Annotated in this window: 16 protein-coding genes; all 16 read right to left on the bottom strand. The window is 52.1% G+C overall.

What is annotated here, in order from left to right:
- Positions 1 to 134: 134 nt before the first annotated feature.
- Positions 135 to 1,070: a M23 family metallopeptidase gene (locus ABWV76_RS11975; protein WP_020412631.1), complete on the bottom strand. Its 936-nt coding sequence runs from the start codon at positions 1,068 to 1,070 to the stop codon at positions 135 to 137.
- Between the two features lie 191 nt (positions 1,071 to 1,261).
- Positions 1,262 to 2,173, bottom strand: coding sequence for a UDP-3-O-acyl-N-acetylglucosamine deacetylase (lpxC, locus tag ABWV76_RS11970; protein ID WP_020412630.1), 912 nt, complete (start codon positions 2,171 to 2,173; stop codon positions 1,262 to 1,264).
- A 392-nt stretch (positions 2,174 to 2,565) separates the two neighbouring features.
- Positions 2,566 to 3,795, bottom strand: coding sequence for a cell division protein FtsZ (ftsZ, locus tag ABWV76_RS11965; protein ID WP_353376035.1), 1,230 nt, complete (start codon positions 3,793 to 3,795; stop codon positions 2,566 to 2,568).
- An 88-nt stretch (positions 3,796 to 3,883) separates the two neighbouring features.
- On the bottom strand, positions 3,884 to 5,119 hold the full coding sequence (ftsA, locus tag ABWV76_RS11960) for a cell division protein FtsA (RefSeq protein WP_020412628.1): 1,236 nt from the start codon (positions 5,117 to 5,119) through the stop codon (positions 3,884 to 3,886).
- Between the two features lie 111 nt (positions 5,120 to 5,230).
- Positions 5,231 to 6,040 (bottom strand): cell division protein FtsQ/DivIB, encoded by an 810-nt coding sequence (locus ABWV76_RS11955; protein ID WP_353376034.1) that lies wholly within the window; start codon positions 6,038 to 6,040, stop codon positions 5,231 to 5,233.
- A 6-nt stretch (positions 6,041 to 6,046) separates the two neighbouring features.
- Positions 6,047 to 7,510, bottom strand: a complete 1,464-nt coding sequence (gene murC, locus ABWV76_RS11950) for a UDP-N-acetylmuramate--L-alanine ligase (RefSeq protein WP_020412626.1) — start codon at positions 7,508 to 7,510, stop codon at positions 6,047 to 6,049.
- Between the two features lie 29 nt (positions 7,511 to 7,539).
- Positions 7,540 to 8,637 (bottom strand): undecaprenyldiphospho-muramoylpentapeptide beta-N-acetylglucosaminyltransferase, encoded by a 1,098-nt coding sequence (gene murG, locus ABWV76_RS11945; protein ID WP_020412625.1) that lies wholly within the window; start codon positions 8,635 to 8,637, stop codon positions 7,540 to 7,542.
- Complete coding sequence (gene ftsW / locus ABWV76_RS11940; RefSeq protein WP_020412624.1) at positions 8,637 to 9,860, bottom strand: putative lipid II flippase FtsW; 1,224 nt, start codon at positions 9,858 to 9,860, stop codon at positions 8,637 to 8,639. The genes murG and ftsW overlap by 1 nt, the downstream gene beginning before the upstream one ends.
- On the bottom strand, positions 9,857 to 11,236 hold the full coding sequence (gene murD, locus ABWV76_RS11935) for a UDP-N-acetylmuramoyl-L-alanine--D-glutamate ligase (RefSeq protein ID WP_020412623.1): 1,380 nt from the start codon (positions 11,234 to 11,236) through the stop codon (positions 9,857 to 9,859). The genes ftsW and murD overlap by 4 nt, the downstream gene beginning before the upstream one ends.
- A gap of 6 nt (positions 11,237 to 11,242) precedes the next feature.
- A complete protein-coding gene (gene mraY, locus ABWV76_RS11930; RefSeq protein WP_020412622.1) occupies positions 11,243 to 12,328 on the bottom strand; it encodes a phospho-N-acetylmuramoyl-pentapeptide-transferase in 1,086 nt (361 codons plus the stop codon).
- Positions 12,328 to 13,707 (bottom strand): UDP-N-acetylmuramoyl-tripeptide--D-alanyl-D-alanine ligase, encoded by a 1,380-nt coding sequence (locus ABWV76_RS11925; RefSeq protein ID WP_353376033.1) that lies wholly within the window; start codon positions 13,705 to 13,707, stop codon positions 12,328 to 12,330. The genes mraY and ABWV76_RS11925 overlap by 1 nt, the downstream gene beginning before the upstream one ends.
- Positions 13,704 to 15,233, bottom strand: coding sequence for a UDP-N-acetylmuramoyl-L-alanyl-D-glutamate--2,6-diaminopimelate ligase (locus ABWV76_RS11920; RefSeq protein WP_020412620.1), 1,530 nt, complete (start codon positions 15,231 to 15,233; stop codon positions 13,704 to 13,706). The genes ABWV76_RS11925 and ABWV76_RS11920 overlap by 4 nt, the downstream gene beginning before the upstream one ends.
- Positions 15,230 to 16,990: a peptidoglycan D,D-transpeptidase FtsI family protein gene (locus ABWV76_RS11915; RefSeq protein WP_282952652.1), complete on the bottom strand. Its 1,761-nt coding sequence runs from the start codon at positions 16,988 to 16,990 to the stop codon at positions 15,230 to 15,232. The genes ABWV76_RS11920 and ABWV76_RS11915 overlap by 4 nt, the downstream gene beginning before the upstream one ends.
- A gap of 179 nt (positions 16,991 to 17,169) precedes the next feature.
- Positions 17,170 to 17,445, bottom strand: a complete 276-nt coding sequence (ftsL, locus tag ABWV76_RS11910; RefSeq protein ID WP_020412618.1) for a cell division protein FtsL — start codon at positions 17,443 to 17,445, stop codon at positions 17,170 to 17,172.
- 5 nt (positions 17,446 to 17,450) lie between these two features.
- Positions 17,451 to 18,383, bottom strand: coding sequence for a 16S rRNA (cytosine(1402)-N(4))-methyltransferase RsmH (gene rsmH / locus ABWV76_RS11905; RefSeq protein ID WP_020412617.1), 933 nt, complete (start codon positions 18,381 to 18,383; stop codon positions 17,451 to 17,453).
- Positions 18,384 to 18,395: 12 nt separating this feature from the next.
- Positions 18,396 to 18,839, bottom strand: a complete 444-nt coding sequence (gene mraZ / locus ABWV76_RS11900) for a division/cell wall cluster transcriptional repressor MraZ (RefSeq protein ID WP_282953554.1) — start codon at positions 18,837 to 18,839, stop codon at positions 18,396 to 18,398.
- Positions 18,840 to 18,938: the final 99 nt, after the last annotated feature.

Here is an 18,938-nt window from a genome sequence, read left to right as displayed (position 1 = left end):
TGTCGGCGCCAATTCTGGGCAGATTGTTGCACCGACACTCCTTTATGCGTGGGGTGCAAGTAAACAGGAAGGCGCAACCGCTGGCAACTCTTATGCCAAGCTGCCGGCAATTACGCGTAAAGGAAGAATAGTTGTTATCTGCCTGTGCGGCGGATGTAGCTGGCCGGGTCGACCGTGCGATTATTCTTAAAGATTTCGAAGTGAACATGTGGGCCGGTAGAGCGGCCGCTAGAGCCCATCTGGGCAATAACCTGCCCTTTTTTTACCACATCACCGAGGCCAACCTTAAGCTCGCTATTATGGCCATAGCGGGTTGAATAACCATTGCCGTGATTTATTTCTACCAACTGGCCATAGCCATGGCGCTCATCTGCCCAAGTCACCACACCAGCAGCGACGGAAACCACATCGGAGCCCATCTTGCCAGCAAAATCAACACCCTTATGCCAAGTACGGCGCCCAGTGAATGGGTCGGTACGATACCCATAACGGGAAGACATCCAACCCTTGGTGATCGGACGTCCGGCAATAAACTGCTCGTCCTCAAGCTTCAGGTTGGCCATCAGGGACTCAAGGGTATTGAGCTGCATCTGGCGATCGTCAACCTGATGCGACAGATCACCAATAACATCGATAAATTCAGGGGGCTGATAGGGGAGTTCAGAAGCGCCAGCAATGCCCGGATCTTCAGGTCCACCTATAGCAGGCGCCGCGCTGAACTCGAACTCACCTTCATCGAGATTGGCGGCCGCAGTGAGTCGCTCACCGAGGGCATCCAGACGGGTAAGGCGGGCCTGCAGCTCAGCCAGCTTCACCGTTAAGGCCACCAGCTGTTCACGTGCCTCCTGATCAGCCTCCGCAATCTCTTCCTGCTGCTTGCGCAGAGCGCGCTCCCAAGCTTTAGCAGTGCGCGCATCAAACAGGTCTGTTTTAGCTACAGGCAGGTTTGCACCGAGAAAAAAAGCACCTACCGGAAGGCCGAGCAGGCACAAGCTCAGTAGAGCTTTGCTCAGGCCACCGAAATTGAAACTGCGGGTTGCACCGCGCTCATTGACCAGGATTACTTTCATAGTAAGCGGAAGAAGTTCGACATATTCTAATTTTGATCACCACTGATATGAGACGTTATCTGTACGCTACACCTCATGCCAATCATCTGGCGACTTCAATTAACCCAAGGATACCAGAATTGCCAATAGCTTCTCTGTGAATCAGGCACGTAAAAAAGCCGGCAATGTCGTGCCGGCTTTTCGCGAGAGGATCATACTGCCAGTATTGGCTTTATGTAGGAGATAGGAGCCTCCTGCTCACCCTCAAAGGTCACCATTTCCCAGGCATCCTTCTGGGTCATCAGGTGGCGTAGGGACTTATTATTCAATGAGTGGCCAGATTTGAATGCCTTGAACTCACCAATCAGGCTGGTGCCCAGCAGGTACAGATCACCAATAGCATCGAGAATTTTGTGTTTCACAAATTCGTCTTCGTATCGTAACCCACCCTCATTCAGAATACGGTACTGGTCGATCACAATAGCATTATCCACTGATCCACCCTGAACCAATCCTTTGGAACGCAGGTATTCAATTTCGTGCATAAAACCAAAGGTGCGTGCCCGGCTCACTTCTTTAACAAAAGAAGTGCTGGAAAAATCTACAGAAGACGTCAGGTTACGCCCCTGGAATACCGGGTGATCAAAGTCGATCGTAAAGGACACTTTGAAGCCGTCAAATGGCAGGAAGCTGGCAACTTTGTCGCCTTCCTCAACTGTAATTGGCTTCTTGATACGCAGGAATTTCTTCGGCGCGGACTGCTCCTGAATACCTGCGGACTGAATCAGAAATACAAACGGGCCTGCACTACCATCCATAATCGGCACTTCCTGGGCAGACAGCTCAACAACCGCATTATCGATGCCGAGTCCAGCCATGGCCGAGAGAAGGTGCTCAACGGTAGCAATACGTACATCACCCTTTACCAGGGTAGTGGAAAGGAGGGTATCCCCAACATTCTCTGCACGGGCCTCTATTTCAACCACCGGGTCCAAGTCGGTTCTACGGAACACGATGCCGGTGTCTACGGGCGCTGGTTTAAGGGTTAGGACAACCTTTTTACCAGTGTGCAGACCTACGCCAGTGGCGCGAATAGCATTCTTAAGCGTGCGCTGTTTGATCATGAAACTATCTTTTCCCAGTCGGTGGTCTACGCCTAATGCGCAGCAAGCCGCCGATATTAGCATAATTGCGACGCCAATACCAATTATGAGGGGGTGGTCACTACAACATCCGCCACCTACCTTAAAGGATAGCCCAAGCAAAGATTGGAGCGCCACATCCTAGTCGCTAAGACAGCATTCTAAGATCTCAAACTCCATGAGCACTGTAAAAAATTGTTAATTATCTTATTTTTTTCGACCTGCCAGTCTAAAAGATTCCCAAGGAAGCCTTATTTAAAAAACTGCTTACACTAAAATCCGAGCAAACTCAGGGTGAGCCGCACCACAGAAGCGACACCCGATCCGGGAATCGGGCGGACATGAGCGGTGTACTGCCACTGTGGTGCCGACACTTAATCTGCCTGGCGGCGGAGGAAGGCTGGAATATCCAGGTACTCCATATCCGCATCAGCAGGATTCAGTGCAGGTGCTGGTCGCTTGGGACGCTCAACCTCTACACGGGGGCGAGGGTCAGTAGCTTCACGGGACACCAGACCAGCTGCGCCATGGCTCTCTCGCATATCGCGGGACTCACGAGACTCACGCACCTCTCGCGCATCTGCGCGGCGAGCGTTGTCCACCACCTTAGCAGGGCGAACTGCCGGGGTACCCTCCCCCAAACCTGCTGCCACAACGGTTACTCGCATCTCATCTCCGAGCTTGTCATCCACCGCGGTGCCGATCACAACAGTAGCTTCGTCGGAAGCGATTTCCTGAACAATCTCACCAACCTCTGAGTACTCACCCAGAGTCAGCTCCTGACAGCCGGCTTCTTCGCTGCCGGTAATAATATTCACCAGGATACCGCGGGCACCGGACAGATTCACGTTATCCAGTAATGGGCTGCGCACAGCTTTTTCCGCTGCCTCTCGGGCACGGTTTTCACCGATAGCGGAACCGGAGCCCATCATCGCCATGCCCATCTCAGACATAACTGTGCGCACATCGGCAAAGTCCACGTTCATAATACCGGGGCGGATCATCAGATCAGCAATACCCTGTACCGCACCAAGTAAAACATTGTCAGCCTCTTTGTAGGCAGACTTCATAGTGATCTTGCTGCCCAATACTTCCAGCAAGCGATCATTAGGGATGGTAATCAGGGAGTCGACTTTATCGCGCAGTTCAAGAATACCTTCCTCGGCAACTACAGTGCGCTTACGCCCTTCAATTTTAAAGGGGCGGGTAACAACTGCGACGGTGAGAATACCTAATTCTTTTGCAATTTCAGCAACAATTGGGGCACCACCAGTACCAGTACCACCGCCCATACCTGCGGTGATAAATACCATATCTGCACCTGTCAGAACCTCAGCGATGCGATCGCGATCTTCCAGTGCTGACTGACGGCCAATATCGGGATTGGCTCCAGCACCCAAGCCGCGGGTAATGGTGTTGCCAAGCTGCAGGATTGTTTGCGCCTGAATATCTTTCAGTGCTTGGGCGTCAGTGTTTGCGCAGATAAAGTCCACACCCTCCACGTCGTTGGCCATCATATGCTTAACAGCATTGCCGCCACCGCCGCCGACCCCTATTACCTTGATGACAGGTTTATCCTGTACGCTATCAACTAGCTCGAACATCGCTGTTCCCCTTTCTTGCTCATGTCGAATTTTACAGCCACGCCTAAAAAAAATCCCTTATGGGACGGCTAATTCTGGTTGCACGCTATTACAAATTACCGCGAAACCAGTGCTTTACTTTATCCCACCACGGATTATCGTTACGCGCAGGCTGCATTCTGCCCTCTGCAGCCTCTTCCTGCTGCATCGCATACATCAATAATCCAACTCCAGTGGAGTAAATTGGATTGCTCACAATATCAGTCAATCCAGAAATTCCCTGAGGTACTGCAAGCCTCACCGGCATATGAAAAATTTCCTCAGCCAGCTCAACTGCACCCTCCATTTTTGAAGAGCCTCCAGTCAAAACTACACCTGCTGCGCACAGGTCCTCAAAACCACTGCGACGTAATTCTGCTTGAACCAAAGTAAACAGTTCGTCGTAACGCGGTTCCACGACTTCAGCCAACGCCTGCCGAGACAAATCCCTGGGCGCTCTATCCCCAACGCTCGGCACCTTGATGGTCTCACCTTCCCGCGCAAGCTTTGCCAGGGCGCAGGCATATTTAATTTTCAGATCTTCTGCATGCGGTGTCGGAGTACGTAAGGCCATAGCAATATCATTGGTGACCTGATCTCCCGCAATGGGAATGACACCCGTATGGCGAATCGAGCCACCGGTAAAGACTGCAATATCAGTGGTGCCACCACCGATATCCACCATGCACACTCCCAGCTCTTTTTCATCTTCAGTCAGTACGGCATAACTGGAGGCCAATTGCTCCAAAATGACATCCTCAACCTCAAGGCCACAGCGACGGATACATTTCTCAATATTTTGAGCTGCATTAACAGCACCGCTGACAAGATGTACTTTCGCTTCCAGTCGCACGCCAGACATACCCAGCGGCTCCTTCACTCCTTCCTGGTTATCAATCAGGTACTCCTGAGGCAGTGTATGTAGAATTTTCTGGTCAGCAGGAATAGCCACTGCCCGAGCCGCATCAATTACCCTATCGAGATCCTGCTGGGTTACTTCCCGGTCTTTAATGGCAACAATACCGTGGGAATTGAGACTGCGAATATGGCTGCCGGCAATCCCGGCATAAACTGAGTGAATCTCGCAACCAGCCATTAACTCTGCTTCTTCTACTGCGCGTTGAATGGACTGCACCGTTGACTCAATATTGACTACTACACCCTTTTTCATTCCGGTGGAACGGTGGGAGCCTATACCGACAATATTGAGTTCACCATTCGCCGAGACCTCACCGACAATGGCGACTACTTTAGATGTGCCGATATCCAGTCCTACAATCATGCGCTGATCGGATACTTGTGTCATTTTTGTTCCAACCTCGCTCGGCTGCGTCCAGGGTCTGTTTATTCATTCCACCTGGATACAAGCTTCGCCTTTAAACTTTACTTTCAACAGCAGCTCTCGCTGCATCCCTGTTTACTTTTCTTCGTTCTTCCACTGAACCGCAACCGCGTTACCATAACGGGTATCCACCCCCGCTATCTTATGTAAATGCGGCGCGAGCAAGCCACGACTCAGGAAAAGGAAGCGGTTAACCCGCTCCAGTAACGCATCATGCCCGAGTTTTAATTCAATTCCCGACACTAACTCCAGGTGCCAGCCGCCAAGGTCATCAAATGACAAGCGTTTTACTTCCATATCCCGCGTAGTTAAAAGACCCGCGAGAGCCTGGTATTGAGACATAATTTGTCCAACCAGCTCTTCGTCCCCAGCAAGTTCAGGTAATGCACCGAGACGCATATGCGCTGGGCGCGGTAGTAAAGCTCCACTAGCTACCAGTAAGTGCGCTTTACCCCAAACTGCTAATGGCTGAGCCTCTGTCACCTCAACCACAACACCCTTAGGCCAATGACGGCTAATCGACACCGAAGTAATCCAGGGGTTGGCCATTATCGCAGAGCGCATCGCCCGAATATCTGCGGAAAAAAAACCAGCCTGGAGATAGGGCAACAAAATTTCTTTTAATTGCTCCTCAGACACCGCATTAAAAGTGCCACGAACCTCAACCTGCTCCAGTGTATCCACTTCACTCAGCTGGATTGCTGGTAGGCGCTGCCACAACCACAATCCTCCACTGCCAAGCCCAATAACCAAGCCTGCCACCAGTAATAACAGCAACCAGGGACGCCAGTTAATTCTGCCTGTGCTGCCGTCGCCCCCCATGGGGCTAGCTCCGCGAATTGGCTTATCTTTCTTTCGCGTTAGCTTTTTTTTTGCAGACTTCACCGTACCTTAAGCCTCGGAAGTCTTCTCGCCCAGGCGCCACTGTGCCAACTTCTGGGACAAAGCTCCGACATTCCCGGCCCCCTGAGTCAAAACTATGTCTCCCGGCTCCAACAAATCCGCCAACACTGGTGGAACCTGATCGATGGTCTCAGCAAATATTGGATCAACTTGACCGCGATTGCGCAGGCTGCGTGCTAAGGTACGACCATCAGCACCTGGGATTGGCGATTCACCCGCGCTATATACATCCAACAAAATTAGTTTGTCCACCTCTGACAGAACCTGAACAAAGTCTTCGAAAAGATCCCGGGTCCGCGTATAGCGATGGGGCTGGTAGATCATTACCAGTCGCCGTTCAGGCCAACCATCACGCACAGTCTTGACCGTCGCAGCAACCTCTCGAGGGTGGTGGCCATAATCGTCCACCAGCATCACTTTTTCTGCGCTACCGTCGTCACTAACTGAGAAATTTCCGTAGATTTGGAAGCGACGCCCCACTCCCTGGAAACCATCCAGCCCTTTGCGGATAGCCTCATCACTGACACCCTCATCAGATGCAACGGCTATCGCTGCAGTAGCATTGAGTACGTTATGGATACCTGGTGTATTGACTGATACCCGCAACAAGTCACCACCAGGGCGCTGGACAGTAAAGTGGCTTCTTAAGGGTTCCTGGTTTACCTCGACGATACGGAAGTCATTGCCCTCAGAAAAACCGTACGTGAGCACTGGGCGCGAAAACTTCGGTATCACTTCCTGCACGTTTGCATCGTCACCACAGACCACGGCAAGACCATAAAATGGCAGGTTGTGAACAAAATCGATAAAGATCTGCTTCACTTTTTCGAAGTCGCCGCCGTAAGTTTCCATATGATCCGCATCAATATTGGTAATTACGGTTACCATAGGCTGCAGGTGAATAAAGGAAGCATCGCTTTCATCCGCCTCAGCAATCAGGTATCGGCTTTCACCCAACGCCGCGTTAGCTCCAGCTGCATTGACCAAACCACCAATAACGAAGGTGGGGTCTTTTTTATCTGCGGCAAAAATCGCAGCAATCAAACTGGTTGTCGTAGTTTTGCCGTGAGTCCCAGCAACAGCAATCCCATAGCGATAGCGCATTAGCTCACCAAGCATCTCTGCCCGACGCACCACCGGAATACGCTTGTTATGGGCAGCAATCAACTCAGGGTTATCCCCATGTACTGCTGACGAATTCACTACAACGTCTACGCCCTGAATATTTGCCTCACTGTGCCCTATCTGCACTTCGACACCGAGTTTACGCAGCCTCTCTGTCACCGGTGACTCACGCAAATCAGAACCGGAAACCTCATAGCCCTGGTTCTGCAATACTTCTGCGATGCCGCTCATTCCAGCACCACCAACCCCAATAAAGTGGATACGGCGGATGCGGCGCATCGCAGGAACAGCGTAACTTTTATCTGCGTTTGTACGCTCAGAAGACATTCTCTTAACCTTCGTCCACTTACTATTAATTATCTGGCCAAAGCCAGTTCTTCACTGCAGGCAGTCACTACCTGCTCAGTCGCATCCGTTTTAGCTGCGCGCCGTGCGGCCACAGCCATCTCCAGTAGTTTCTTTGGACTCGAAAGAAGTTCCTGTAACAACATGGAAAGCGCCTGTACATCCATTGCGTTCTGTTGAACCACAATAGCCCCCCCCGCACTTTGCAACCACTCCCCATTGCGTGTCTGGTGGTCATCAATAGCAAATGGGAAAGGAACCATAATTGCGCCTACTCCTGCGGCGGCAATTTCAGATACAGTTAAAGCACCTGCCCGGCAAATAATCAGATCCGCTGCGCTGTAAGCTTCAGCCATATCTGAAATAAAAGGTACAACCTCAGCTTCTATGCCTGCAGTACGATACGCTTCCCGAGCCAAGTCCAAGTGGCGCTCGCCCGACTGATGTACTACTTGCGGCCGCAGAGAAATTGGTAATTGAGCTATCGCCCTGGGCACCAGCTCATTAATAGCCACTGCTCCCAGGCTGCCTCCCAGCACCAGCAAGCGCAAAGGTGACTCTGTGCCTATACGCAACTGAGGCTCCGGTAAGGAGGCAATCTCACTGCGCACAGGGTTGCCGACCTGTACAGCACCGGGCAGGCCACTGGGAAAAGCTTCTAATACCCTGTTGGCAATTCGGGATAGTAAACGATTAGTAGTCCCCGCCACTGCGTTTTGCTCGTGGATAATCAGCGGAACCCCGCAAACCCTTGAAGCCACACCACCAGGGCCTGTCGCGAACCCTCCAAAACCGAGCACCAAGTCTGGCTGTACTTTTTTAATCACTGCGCGCGCCTGAGAAACAGCGCGTATTATCTGTAATGGTGCCTTTAAGAGGGCCAGTTTACCTTTACCACGTACCCCCTCCACTCGAATAAAATGTAGCGGGATATCCGCCTCGGGAATCAAACGCGCTTCTATTCCGCGCTCGGTACCTAACCATTCAACACTGGCACCCTGATCATGCAAGGCCTTAGCCACCGCCAATGCGGGAAAGACATGCCCTCCGGTACCACCTGCCATTACCAAAAATTTCTTGCCGGGAAAAATCTTTTCGCTCTGGGACATTACACTGCCTCCCCATGGCTCATGGTGCCGCCGGAACGTGCCAGGCCGAACATTGGTAGCTGCCTGAAAAGACCGAGGGCTGCATTACCACCATCTGATTGCGCGTGCAATTCACTGCGAATTCTCAATGCCAATCCAAGTAGCGCACAGCAAATTATTAAACTGCTACCACCGGAACTGACGAAAGGTAAGGTCAGTCCCTTGGTTGGTAATAAACCCGAAGCCACCCCCATATTTACAAAAGCCTGTCCAGCCAACTGCACAGCCATACCAAAGGCCAATAGTGCTGCGAAGAATTTCTGCTGAGTCAAAGCCGTACGTACAAGACGCAGTAGCGAGTAGGTCAATGCCACAAAAAGACCAACTACCACCAGGCCGCCAACCATGCCCCATTCCTCGGCAAGGATGGCGAAAATAAAGTCGGTGTGCGCCTCGGGAAGATAAAATAGTTTCTGCACACTATTACCAAGACCTACACCAAACCACTCTCCCCGACCAAAAGCGATTAACGACTGGGTCAACTGGTAGCCACTGGCAAACTGGTCGCCCCAAGGGTCTAAAAATGTCAGTAGTCGCTGCAAGCGGTAGGGGCTCGTGAGAGCCATCAAGGCAAGTCCACAGGCCGCTGCCGCTACCAGCAGGAATGTGTGTGGCAACCGAGCCCCACCCAAAAAAACCATTGCAAGCACTGTACCGGAAAGCACTACCACAGAACCAAAGTCCGGCTGTAATAACAGCAATAGTGCAACAGTGCCTAAAATAACCACCGGAACCATAAAACTGCTCCAGTGATGCAACTGCTTGTTACGGCGAGTCAAAAAGCTCGCAAAAAATACCAGCATGCAAAACTTGGCCACTTCGGCAGGCTGGATGGTAATCCCGGCAAGAACCAACCAGCGACGACTACCATTTACTTCACGCCCAATACCCGGCACCAATACGACAATCAGTAACAGGCAGGAAAACAGTAAAAGCGGCCATGACAAGCGCGACCAAATAGCCAACGGAATCTGGCTCACAACCAGTGCCACCACAGCACCTATCGCCAGGAATGCCAAATGCCTCTTAAGGAAATACCAGGGATCCGCATAAATATCACTCGCAAACGCGATAGAAGCAGAAGCGACCATCACCACTCCGATACTGACCAGTGCCAGTACACTGAGCGGCAATAGGGCATCGAGGAAATCTCGCCTATTTGAAGGTGCCGGGAGTTCGTTCATCCAGCCCCCCCAGCTTCACAAAGTGCGAGAACCGAATTGCGGAAATCATCGCCTCGGGCTTCAAAATTACGATACATATCAAAACTGGCACAAGCCGGCGACAGCAATACGTAGTCACCATTATGCGCCAGCCTTCGAGCCTGAGCGACGGCATCCACCATAGATTCAGCCCGACAAATTTCACACTCGTCTGCAAAACTTTGAGCGACCTTATCGCCATCGGCACCAATAGAAACCATTGCACGCAGTGTATTTACACTGCTGCTCAATGCAGAAAAGTCAGCGCCCTTGCCATCGCCACCAGCAATCAATACTATTTTACGGCTTTCCGTTGCCAGGCCATCCAGCGCCGCCTGGGTTGCGCCCACATTCGTACCTTTGGAGTCATTGACATAAATAACCCCATCCAGGTCGGCCACCCGCTCACATCGATGTGGTAACCCTCGGAAGGTCTTCAGCACTCCAAGCATTGCCTGCATAGGCAATTCAACAGCATTACCCAGTGCGAGCGCTGCGAGAGCATTGGCAACATTGTGCTTGCCCACCATGGCCATTGCTTCTATCGGCAGCAGTCGCTCAGTACCCTGAACCAGCCAACCCTGCCCATCGACAATACGCACACCAAACTGATTAAGATCAGGCTGGTCCAGGCCAAAAGTCCACTCACGTCTCTCTCGTGACAAGGGCCCCTGAGTGAGGGGGTCAGCGCGATTGACAACAAATTGTTCAGCACCGCGATAAACCCGCTGCTTGGCCCGGTGGTACTCCACCATACTGGGGTAGCGGTCCATATGGTCCGCACTCATATTCAAAATCGTGGCGACAGTTGCCGCTAGCGAATAGGTCGTCTCCAATTGGAAACTGGAAAGCTCCAAAACGAACAATTGCGGCAAAGGCTTCTGAAGTAAATCCAATACCGGTACGCCAATATTTCCCCCCACACGCACATCGACACCTGCCGCCTCAGCCATCTTGCCAAGTAAGGTGGTTACCGTGCTTTTGCCATTGGAGCCGGTAATTGCCACTAGCTTCGCGGTAGACTTTTCACGTATAAGCGCTTGGGCAAATAACTCAATATCCCCAATCACGGGAATACCCTCGGCCACAGCTTGTTGCAACACAGGCTCAGCCAGGGCAACGCCTGGGCTGGCAATAATTAAGCTGGCTGCAAGCAGTGTGTCTGGACGTAACGCTCCGGTTTCCACCGGCACTTGCGGAAACTCTTTATAAAAAGCATCTAATCCCGACGGCTTTTCACGACTATCGACAACCACAGGTGTGTGACCGTGACGCAGCAGATAGCGCACCACCGATTTTCCGGTAGCGCCAAGACCAATTACCACTTTCTGTTGCGAAGAAGTCGCGATCAGGCTCATTTGTTTTTATCTAAGCTTGAGTGTTGCCAACCCGGCTAATACGAGGATCACAGTGATAATCCAAAACCGCACAATTACGCGTGGTTCCGGCCAACCTTTTAATTCAAAATGATGATGCAGCGGTGCCATGCGGAAAATACGCTTACCAGTCAGTTTGAATGACGCCACCTGCAGGATGACAGAAACTGTTTCCATTACAAAAACGCCACCCATAATGAACAGTACAATTTCATGCCGCGTAATTACCGCAATGATTCCCAGTGCCGCACCCAGTGCCAGCGCACCCACATCTCCCATAAATACCTGGGCGGGATAGGTGTTAAACCATAAAAAACCGAGCCCGGCGCCACACAGAGCTGCACAAAACACTGCCAACTCCCCAGCTCCGGCAATTGCGGGAATATGCAGATAATTGGCAAACTCAACGTGCCCAGATAAGTAAGCAATAATTCCCAGGGCTCCGCCTACCATTACCGTTGGCATAATGGCTAGACCATCCAGGCCATCGGTAAGGTTGACTGCGTTACTGGAGCCGACTACGACAAAGTAAGTCAGTAAAATAAAGCTCACTGGCCCCAGGTTAATGGCAACATCCTTGAAAAAAGGCACAAAAAATTGAGTTTCCGCCGGGCTTGTTGCACTCATATAGAGATAAATCGCAGCGCCCAAGCCAGCAATGGATTGCCAGAAATATTTCCACCGGGCAATTAAGCCGCGAGGGTTCTTATGTACAACTTTTTTATAGTCATCGACAAAACCGACAGCACCAAATACAAAGGTAACCAACAGGGTTACCCATACGTAGCGGTTACCCAAATCCGACCACAATAGTGCAGAGGAAAAAATAGAGGCAAGTATCAGTGTACCGCCCATAGTGGGTGTACCCGATTTACTTAAGTGGCTCTGAGGGCCATCGTCACGGATGGCTTGCCCAACCTGTAAATGATTGAGCCAGTTGATCATGCGCGGCCCAACAATCAGGGAAATTCCCAAGGCAGTAAGTGCTGCCAGAATTGCGCGCACAGTTAAATAATTGAACACCGCAAAGGTGCTCACATGTTGTTGTAATAATTCCGCCAGCCAAAGCAGCATTACATCTCCCCTCTGCTGTTGCCAAGCAGTGCCTGCGCCACCAGTTCCATTCGAGCGCTGCGAGAACCTTTCACCAGTACGGTAGTATTGTTGTCAAGCTCTTGAGTCACAGCCGCGATCAGCAGCTCTCTTTCCCGGTAATTGCGCAGAGACTCATGGCGCCCCTCGATAAAAGCCATACTGGCGGCAGTACCCAGCGGCCCAAAAGTAAATAGCGCATCAAGCCCCCGCTTGCGCGCTAGGGCACCGACACCACGGTGCATATCCTCGGCGTCAGGGCCCAATTCACCCATATCGCCCAATACCAAAATTTTCTTACCCGGCCGTTGCGCGAGCAGCTCTATAGCGGCCCCTACTGAACCCGGGTTTGCGTTGTAGCTATCATCAATCACCGTCGCTCCGGCGATGCCTGGCTGCTCCTGCAGACGCCCGGATACCCCGCTGATATTTGCCAGCCCCTGAACAATTTCCGCAGCCGGGATGCCTGCGGCAAAAGCGCAGCCGGCAGCAACAAGGGCATTGTGAACGTTATGCTCGCCCAGTAACTGCAACTTAACTGGGTGCGTAACACCCTCAATAACCAAGTCAAATGCGGCGCAGCCGGTTGCATCCAACTCAATATTCTCAGCGTACAGCGCACACTGATTGGAGAGACCTATCTCCAAAGTGCGCACACCTTCCGGCATGCGCTGCCGCCAGTAATCCGCATAGTTATCATCGGCATTGATAATTGCAGTACCACCAACTTCCAGACCTGAGTAAATCTGCCCTTTTGCCCTAGCAATGGCATCCACCGAACCAAAGCCTTCCACATGGGCAGGCATCACATTATTGACTGCGCTGACCAGAGGCTTGCCGATACCGCACAAATAACCGATGTCATCAGGCCCGCTGGCCCCCATTTCCAGAATCAGTACATCGTGCTGATCAGAAAGGCCAAAGAGGGTCATTGGCAAGCCGAACTGATTGTTCAAATTCCCCCTGGTCACACAGGGAGTGTGGCGCTGGGAAAAAATAGCCGAGAGCATTTCCTTGACAGTGGTTTTGCCACAAGAGCCAGTGATAGCAATTACCGGTCCCGTAAACTGTTCGCGGCACATCAGGCCAATCTGTCCAAGGGCTACAGTAGTATCCTCCACCCTCCACTGCGGCAAGCTGCAACCGGGGACTTCGCGATCAACCACTAACCCCAATACCTGGCCATCCAACTCGCCTACAAAATCATGCGCATCGAAGTTCTCACCCACTAATGCCACGAACAAAGCTTGGGGATTGAGTTTCCGGGTATCAGTAAACACCTGCGAAAACTCCACGGAACCGTTAACCAGCTCACCGCCAAAACGGGCCTGTAAATCCTGCAGGGACAAAGACCTGATCACTGGGTTTCTCCCTCCATACCCTCAGCCTGCGCAGACTTGCCAGCGCGCAAACGCAGTGCTGCCGCAGCATGTTCTCGATCGCAGAAATGAATTTTTTCACTACCGATAATCTGGTAATCCTCGTGACCTTTGCCTGCAATAAGGACGATATCCCCCGGTTGTGCCGCTGCGACAGCTTGGGCGATAGCTTTGGCACGATCGATTTCCACTTCAATATTATTGGCGGCGCCTTCAAGAATATCGTCGATAATTTTTTGTGGTTCTTCACTGCGGGGGTTATCGCTGGTCACAATTGCACGATCGGCCATCTCTGAGGCAATGCGCCCCATGGATGCACGCTTGCCGCTATCCCGGTCGCCACCACAGCCAAACACGCAGAGTAAATTGCCTCGGCAGTATGGGCGGGCAGCAGCCAAGGCAGCGCGCAGAGCATCCGGGGTGTGGGCATAATCCACTAACACTCCCACTTCATCCGCCCCCTTTACCTGTACTCGCTCCATACGGCCAGGCACCGCTTTTATAGTGGGAAAAACGGCGAGAATTTCCTCAAACGGCATGCCTGCAGATGCCGCCGCTGCAACTACCGCGAGTGCATTGTAAATATTGAAATCCCCGATCAGGGGCGCGTTTAATTCACCACGCCCCCAGGGTGAATCGAGTTCAACAGAAAAGCCCTTTTCATGACGGCAAAGATCGGTCACATGCAGGTCACCAGCTTGCAGTCCGTAAGTCAGCACACGCAGGCCGCGCAATTTACAGCGCTCTGCCAGCTGGGCACCAAAAGGGTCATCCAAGTTGATAATGCCGCGTTTCAGCTTCGGTAGCCCGAACAGTTTTTCCTTGGCAGCACCATATGCAGCCATATTGCCGTGGTAATCCAAGTGGTCGCGGGAAAGGTTGGTGAAAATAGCCGTATCAAAAATCAGACCATGCACACGCCCCTGGGAAAGGGAGTGGGAGGAAACCTCCATTGCCGCAGCTCGTACTCCACGATCCCGAAAATTGGCAAAGTCTGCCTGCAGATACACAGGGTCTGGCGTTGTGAGCCCAGTTTCCTGTAACTCAATTTCCCCGTCATTCCAAATACCATTACCAATGGTGCCAATCACAGCGGCGTTGCCAAAATGATGGGCCAATAATTGAGAAGTCAGGTAGGCACAAGTAGTCTTACCATTAGTACCGGTCACCCCAACCAGATGCATTTCTCCACTGGGGTTTCCATGAAAACGCGAGGCAATCTCACCAACACGCTTGGCCAAACCCGGCACACTGACAATCTGAATGTCACCGCGGCTTTTACATTCCAGTGTATCGCCATCAGCTAGCACTGCTGCAGCGCCAGCCTCAATTGCAGAGTCAATATATTCTCGCCCATCAACGATAGAACCGCGCAGCGCCATAAATACATCGCCGGCTTTTACCTTGCGACTATCCAGGGCAACGCCACTAACGGCAATATCGGGGATACCCGCATAACCTGGCACTAATTCCTGTAGGGAAATAAATTGTTTTTCGCGCTGAGTCACGATTTTGAACCTCTCTCGCTTAACTGCGCGGCCAGCTGTCGTTCCGCGGGCTCCACTTGCTCTGGCGGTACCTGCAGCAGGCGCATAGCTCCAGCCATTACCGATCCGAATACCGGTGCCGCCACTTCACCACCGGAATACTTGTCATGGCTGAGATCATCAATAACTACAACCGCAGCCAGGCGGGGTTTGTCAGCAGGGATAAAGCCAGCAAATACCGAGCGGTAACGACTATCTTCATAACCTCTGCGGCCGACTTTGTGCACCGTGCCGGTCTTACCAGCAACACGATAACCGTCCACCTTGGCTCGACGCCCCGTACCACTAGCACCAATAACCGTCTCCAACATGGCGGTTACCTGCTGCGCCAGCGGCCCTTCAATCACCCGTTCGGGCTCAACATCGACTTTATCCCCAGATAACACTAGGGAGACTGGCCGCTTGAGCCCGGCATTGGCCAGCACGCTATAGGCCTGAGCCAACTGCACAGCATTTACTGTTAAGCCGTAGCCGAAGGCAAAATTGGCCCGCTCGATTGGGTGCCAGCGACTACGGCTTGGCAGAATGCCCGGTGTCTCTCCAGGAAACCCACTGCCAACTGCCTCTCCCAGGCCCAGGCGGTAAAAGAGTTCCCGTAGCGAATTTGGTTCCAGATCCAAGGCAATTTTTGTGATACCAACCTGGCTCGACTTGGTGATAATGCGAGTGAGATCCAACTTGCCATAATTAACCGGGTCAACAAGGGTTTTGCCTGGCACACGTATATAGCCAGGACTGGTATCAATCTGGGTGTGAGGTTTGTAGCGCCCGGTTTCCAGAGCAGCTAACACAGTCAAGGGTTTTACCGTGGAACCGGGCTCAAACTGGTCGATTAGGGCGCGATTACGCATGGCTGAGGCCTTCACGCCTTTGCGGTTGTTGGGATTAAATGAGGGCTGGTTGGCCATCGCCAACACATCGCCACTATGGGTGTCGAGAATCACCATAAAACCCGAGGCAGCACCATTTTCAGCAACAGCTCGCTTTAACTCACGATAAGCCAGGTATTGCAGGCGCATATCGATGGACAGGCGCAAATCCTGGCCTGGCTGTGCTTCTCTCTGAATGGCCAGCTCCTGGACAGTGCGGCCTTTTAGATCCTTTACTACTTGCTGTGCACCAGGTTGGCCAGAAAGCCACTTATCGTAGGCCAGCTCCAGACCCTCCTGGCCACGATCATCAATATTGGTAAAACCCAAAAGTTGGGCAACCACCTCCCCAGCAGGGTAAAAGCGTCTGTATTCTTTCTTGCTATAAACCCCAGAAAGCCCGAGATCCAGTACCTTGCCGGCCTGTTCAGGGGTCAAGTGACGGCGCAAATACATAAACTCTTTATTGCGGTACTTTTCCAAGCGCGTGGCAAATTTAGATGGCTTTAACTCAAGGGCCCGGGCTAACTCATCAAGCTTTTTAATACCACTTTCTTTCAAAAGCTTGGGGTTTGCCCACAAACTATGCACCGGTGTGCTGACCGCTAGTAGTTCGCCGTTGCGGTCGACAATGGAGCCCCTATAAGCAGCGATTTCCTCCGTGCGAATAGTCCGCGCACGCCCCTGGTCCTGTAGAAACTGATAACCGCGTTCTGCAGCGGGCACAACCTGCAAGCGCGCCAGATGTAGCACCAAAGCCACTGCAAGCAGGCATAACAGAGCTGCCACCAGCACAAAACGCCAGCGGGCAATTCCCGGTTGAACTTGCTTTTTCTTGATTGCGCCCATATTTTTCCAGTTGGCGTTATTTTTTCACTTTGAAATCAAATTCCTTCAGGGCTCTCTTGAACAACCCGCCTAAAACCCTTTACGCTCAAAATTCTTATGCTTATTTTGGTGCCACTCTTCAAAGCACAAAGACATACAAACCACGGGGCCTAATCTATTAAGGCTTGTAGTTCTTAATATCAATCCACCGTTACCAGCACCTGATCAGATGGAGCTGGCACATGCATTTTTAATTCTTCGCGAGCTACCTTTTCCACGCGGCTGTAGGCAGACCAGGCTCCTCGCTCCAACAGCAAACGCTCCTGCTCATAGCGCAATTCATCCTGAGCTTTTTGTGCTCTACCCAATTCAGCGGTCAGTTCTCTGCTGCGCTGGGTTGAATAAACTACAGACAGGGCTGAAGCCATCGCGGCCAACCACAAACACCCGAGCCCGATCAAAAGTTTGCCCCGCATTGCTATCAGTTCCCTGACAGCTTTTCCGCAACCCGCATTACCGCACTGCGCGAGCGCAGATTCTCATCCACCTCAACTTCATTGGCTTTCACTGCCTTACCCAGAGAGCGCAGAGACCTGGCGATCTGACTATCCATTACCGGCAGCCCCCGGGGCAGTTGCGGGCCACGCTCCTTCTCGCGAATAAAGCGCTTGACCATGCGATCCTCCAGCGAATGGAAGCTGATAATGACCAACCGCCCTCCCGGAGCCAGCAGCTGCAGGGATTTATCCAACGCGCTCTGCAAATCATCCAACTCGCCATTAACATGGATACGAATTGCCTGAAAAACCCGGGTGGCGGGATGCTTGCCTTTCTCCCAGGCGGGATTGGCCGCTTTGACTACTTCCGCTAAATCTAAAGTTCGCTCAAAGAGCTTTTCCACCCGGCGGCGCACGATAGCGGCAGCCATACGGCGAGCGAAACGCTCCTCCCCATACTCTTTGAAGACCCTGGCCATTTCAGCCTCATCTTCGGTATTCACCCATTGGGCTGCGCTGAGACCACGACTGGTATCCATGCGCATATCCAGTGGCCCATCCTGCATAAAACTAAAACCGCGTTCAGCTTGATCCAGCTGCGGGGATGAGACGCCCAAATCCAATAAAATGCCGTTGACCCGCCCCGACTGCTCAGCCGCCGCACTGTCCATATCGGCAAAAGAGCCGTGCCAGATCGAAAAACGTGAATCAGACTGAAAGCGCTGATGGGCGTATTCAATCGCCTGTGGATCCTTATCAACGGCCAGCAAACGTCCCTTGGGACCTAGCTGTTTCAAGATTGCGGCACTGTGGCCACCACGGCCAAAAGTCCCATCGATATAAAAGCCGTCTGGATCAGTAATCAGGGCGTCCACGGCCTCGCGCAGTAACACACTGCGATGCAATTCTTGAGACACCCCGTGTACTCCTTATAAAGAGAGGGATGCCATTTCCTCTGGCATTCCCTCCTCATCTTCACTGTCATCGAGCCAGGACATCCAGCGTTCCTCGCTCCAAAGTTCTAATTTTTTTCCCTGCCCTACCAGCATCAGCTTCTTTTCCAGCCCGGCGTATTCACGCAAGGTAGGTGGGATCAATACCCGGCCATTACCATCCACCTGCAATTCGCAGGCATAGCCAATTAAAAGACGCTGGGCGCGGCGCGCCACTTTATTAAAACTGGGTAGGGACTCTATCTTTGGTAAAATCTGCTGCCACTGGGGCGCAGGGTAAACCAGCAAGCAACGCTCCTCTGTATGCGCAGTAATCACCAAACAACCGGCGCAGTCATCCAGCAGCCGGTCGCGGACCCGCGCTGGTATCGCCAGACGCCCCTTGGCATCCATATTGATTGCATGGCTACCCAAATACACTTTGAGATTTTCACTCGCTATCAATTACGCCTATCGCAGCGAACTGCACCTTTGCAGGTTGCTAGCGGGAAAACCCAAACTTTATTCGCGCAATGTAAA

Origin of the sequence: Microbulbifer sp. NBRC 101763 (assembly GCF_040371615.1) — a bacterium.
Taxonomy (GTDB): Bacteria; Pseudomonadota; Gammaproteobacteria; order Pseudomonadales; family Cellvibrionaceae; genus Microbulbifer; species Microbulbifer variabilis.
This window is presented reverse-complemented; position numbering and strand designations above follow the sequence as displayed.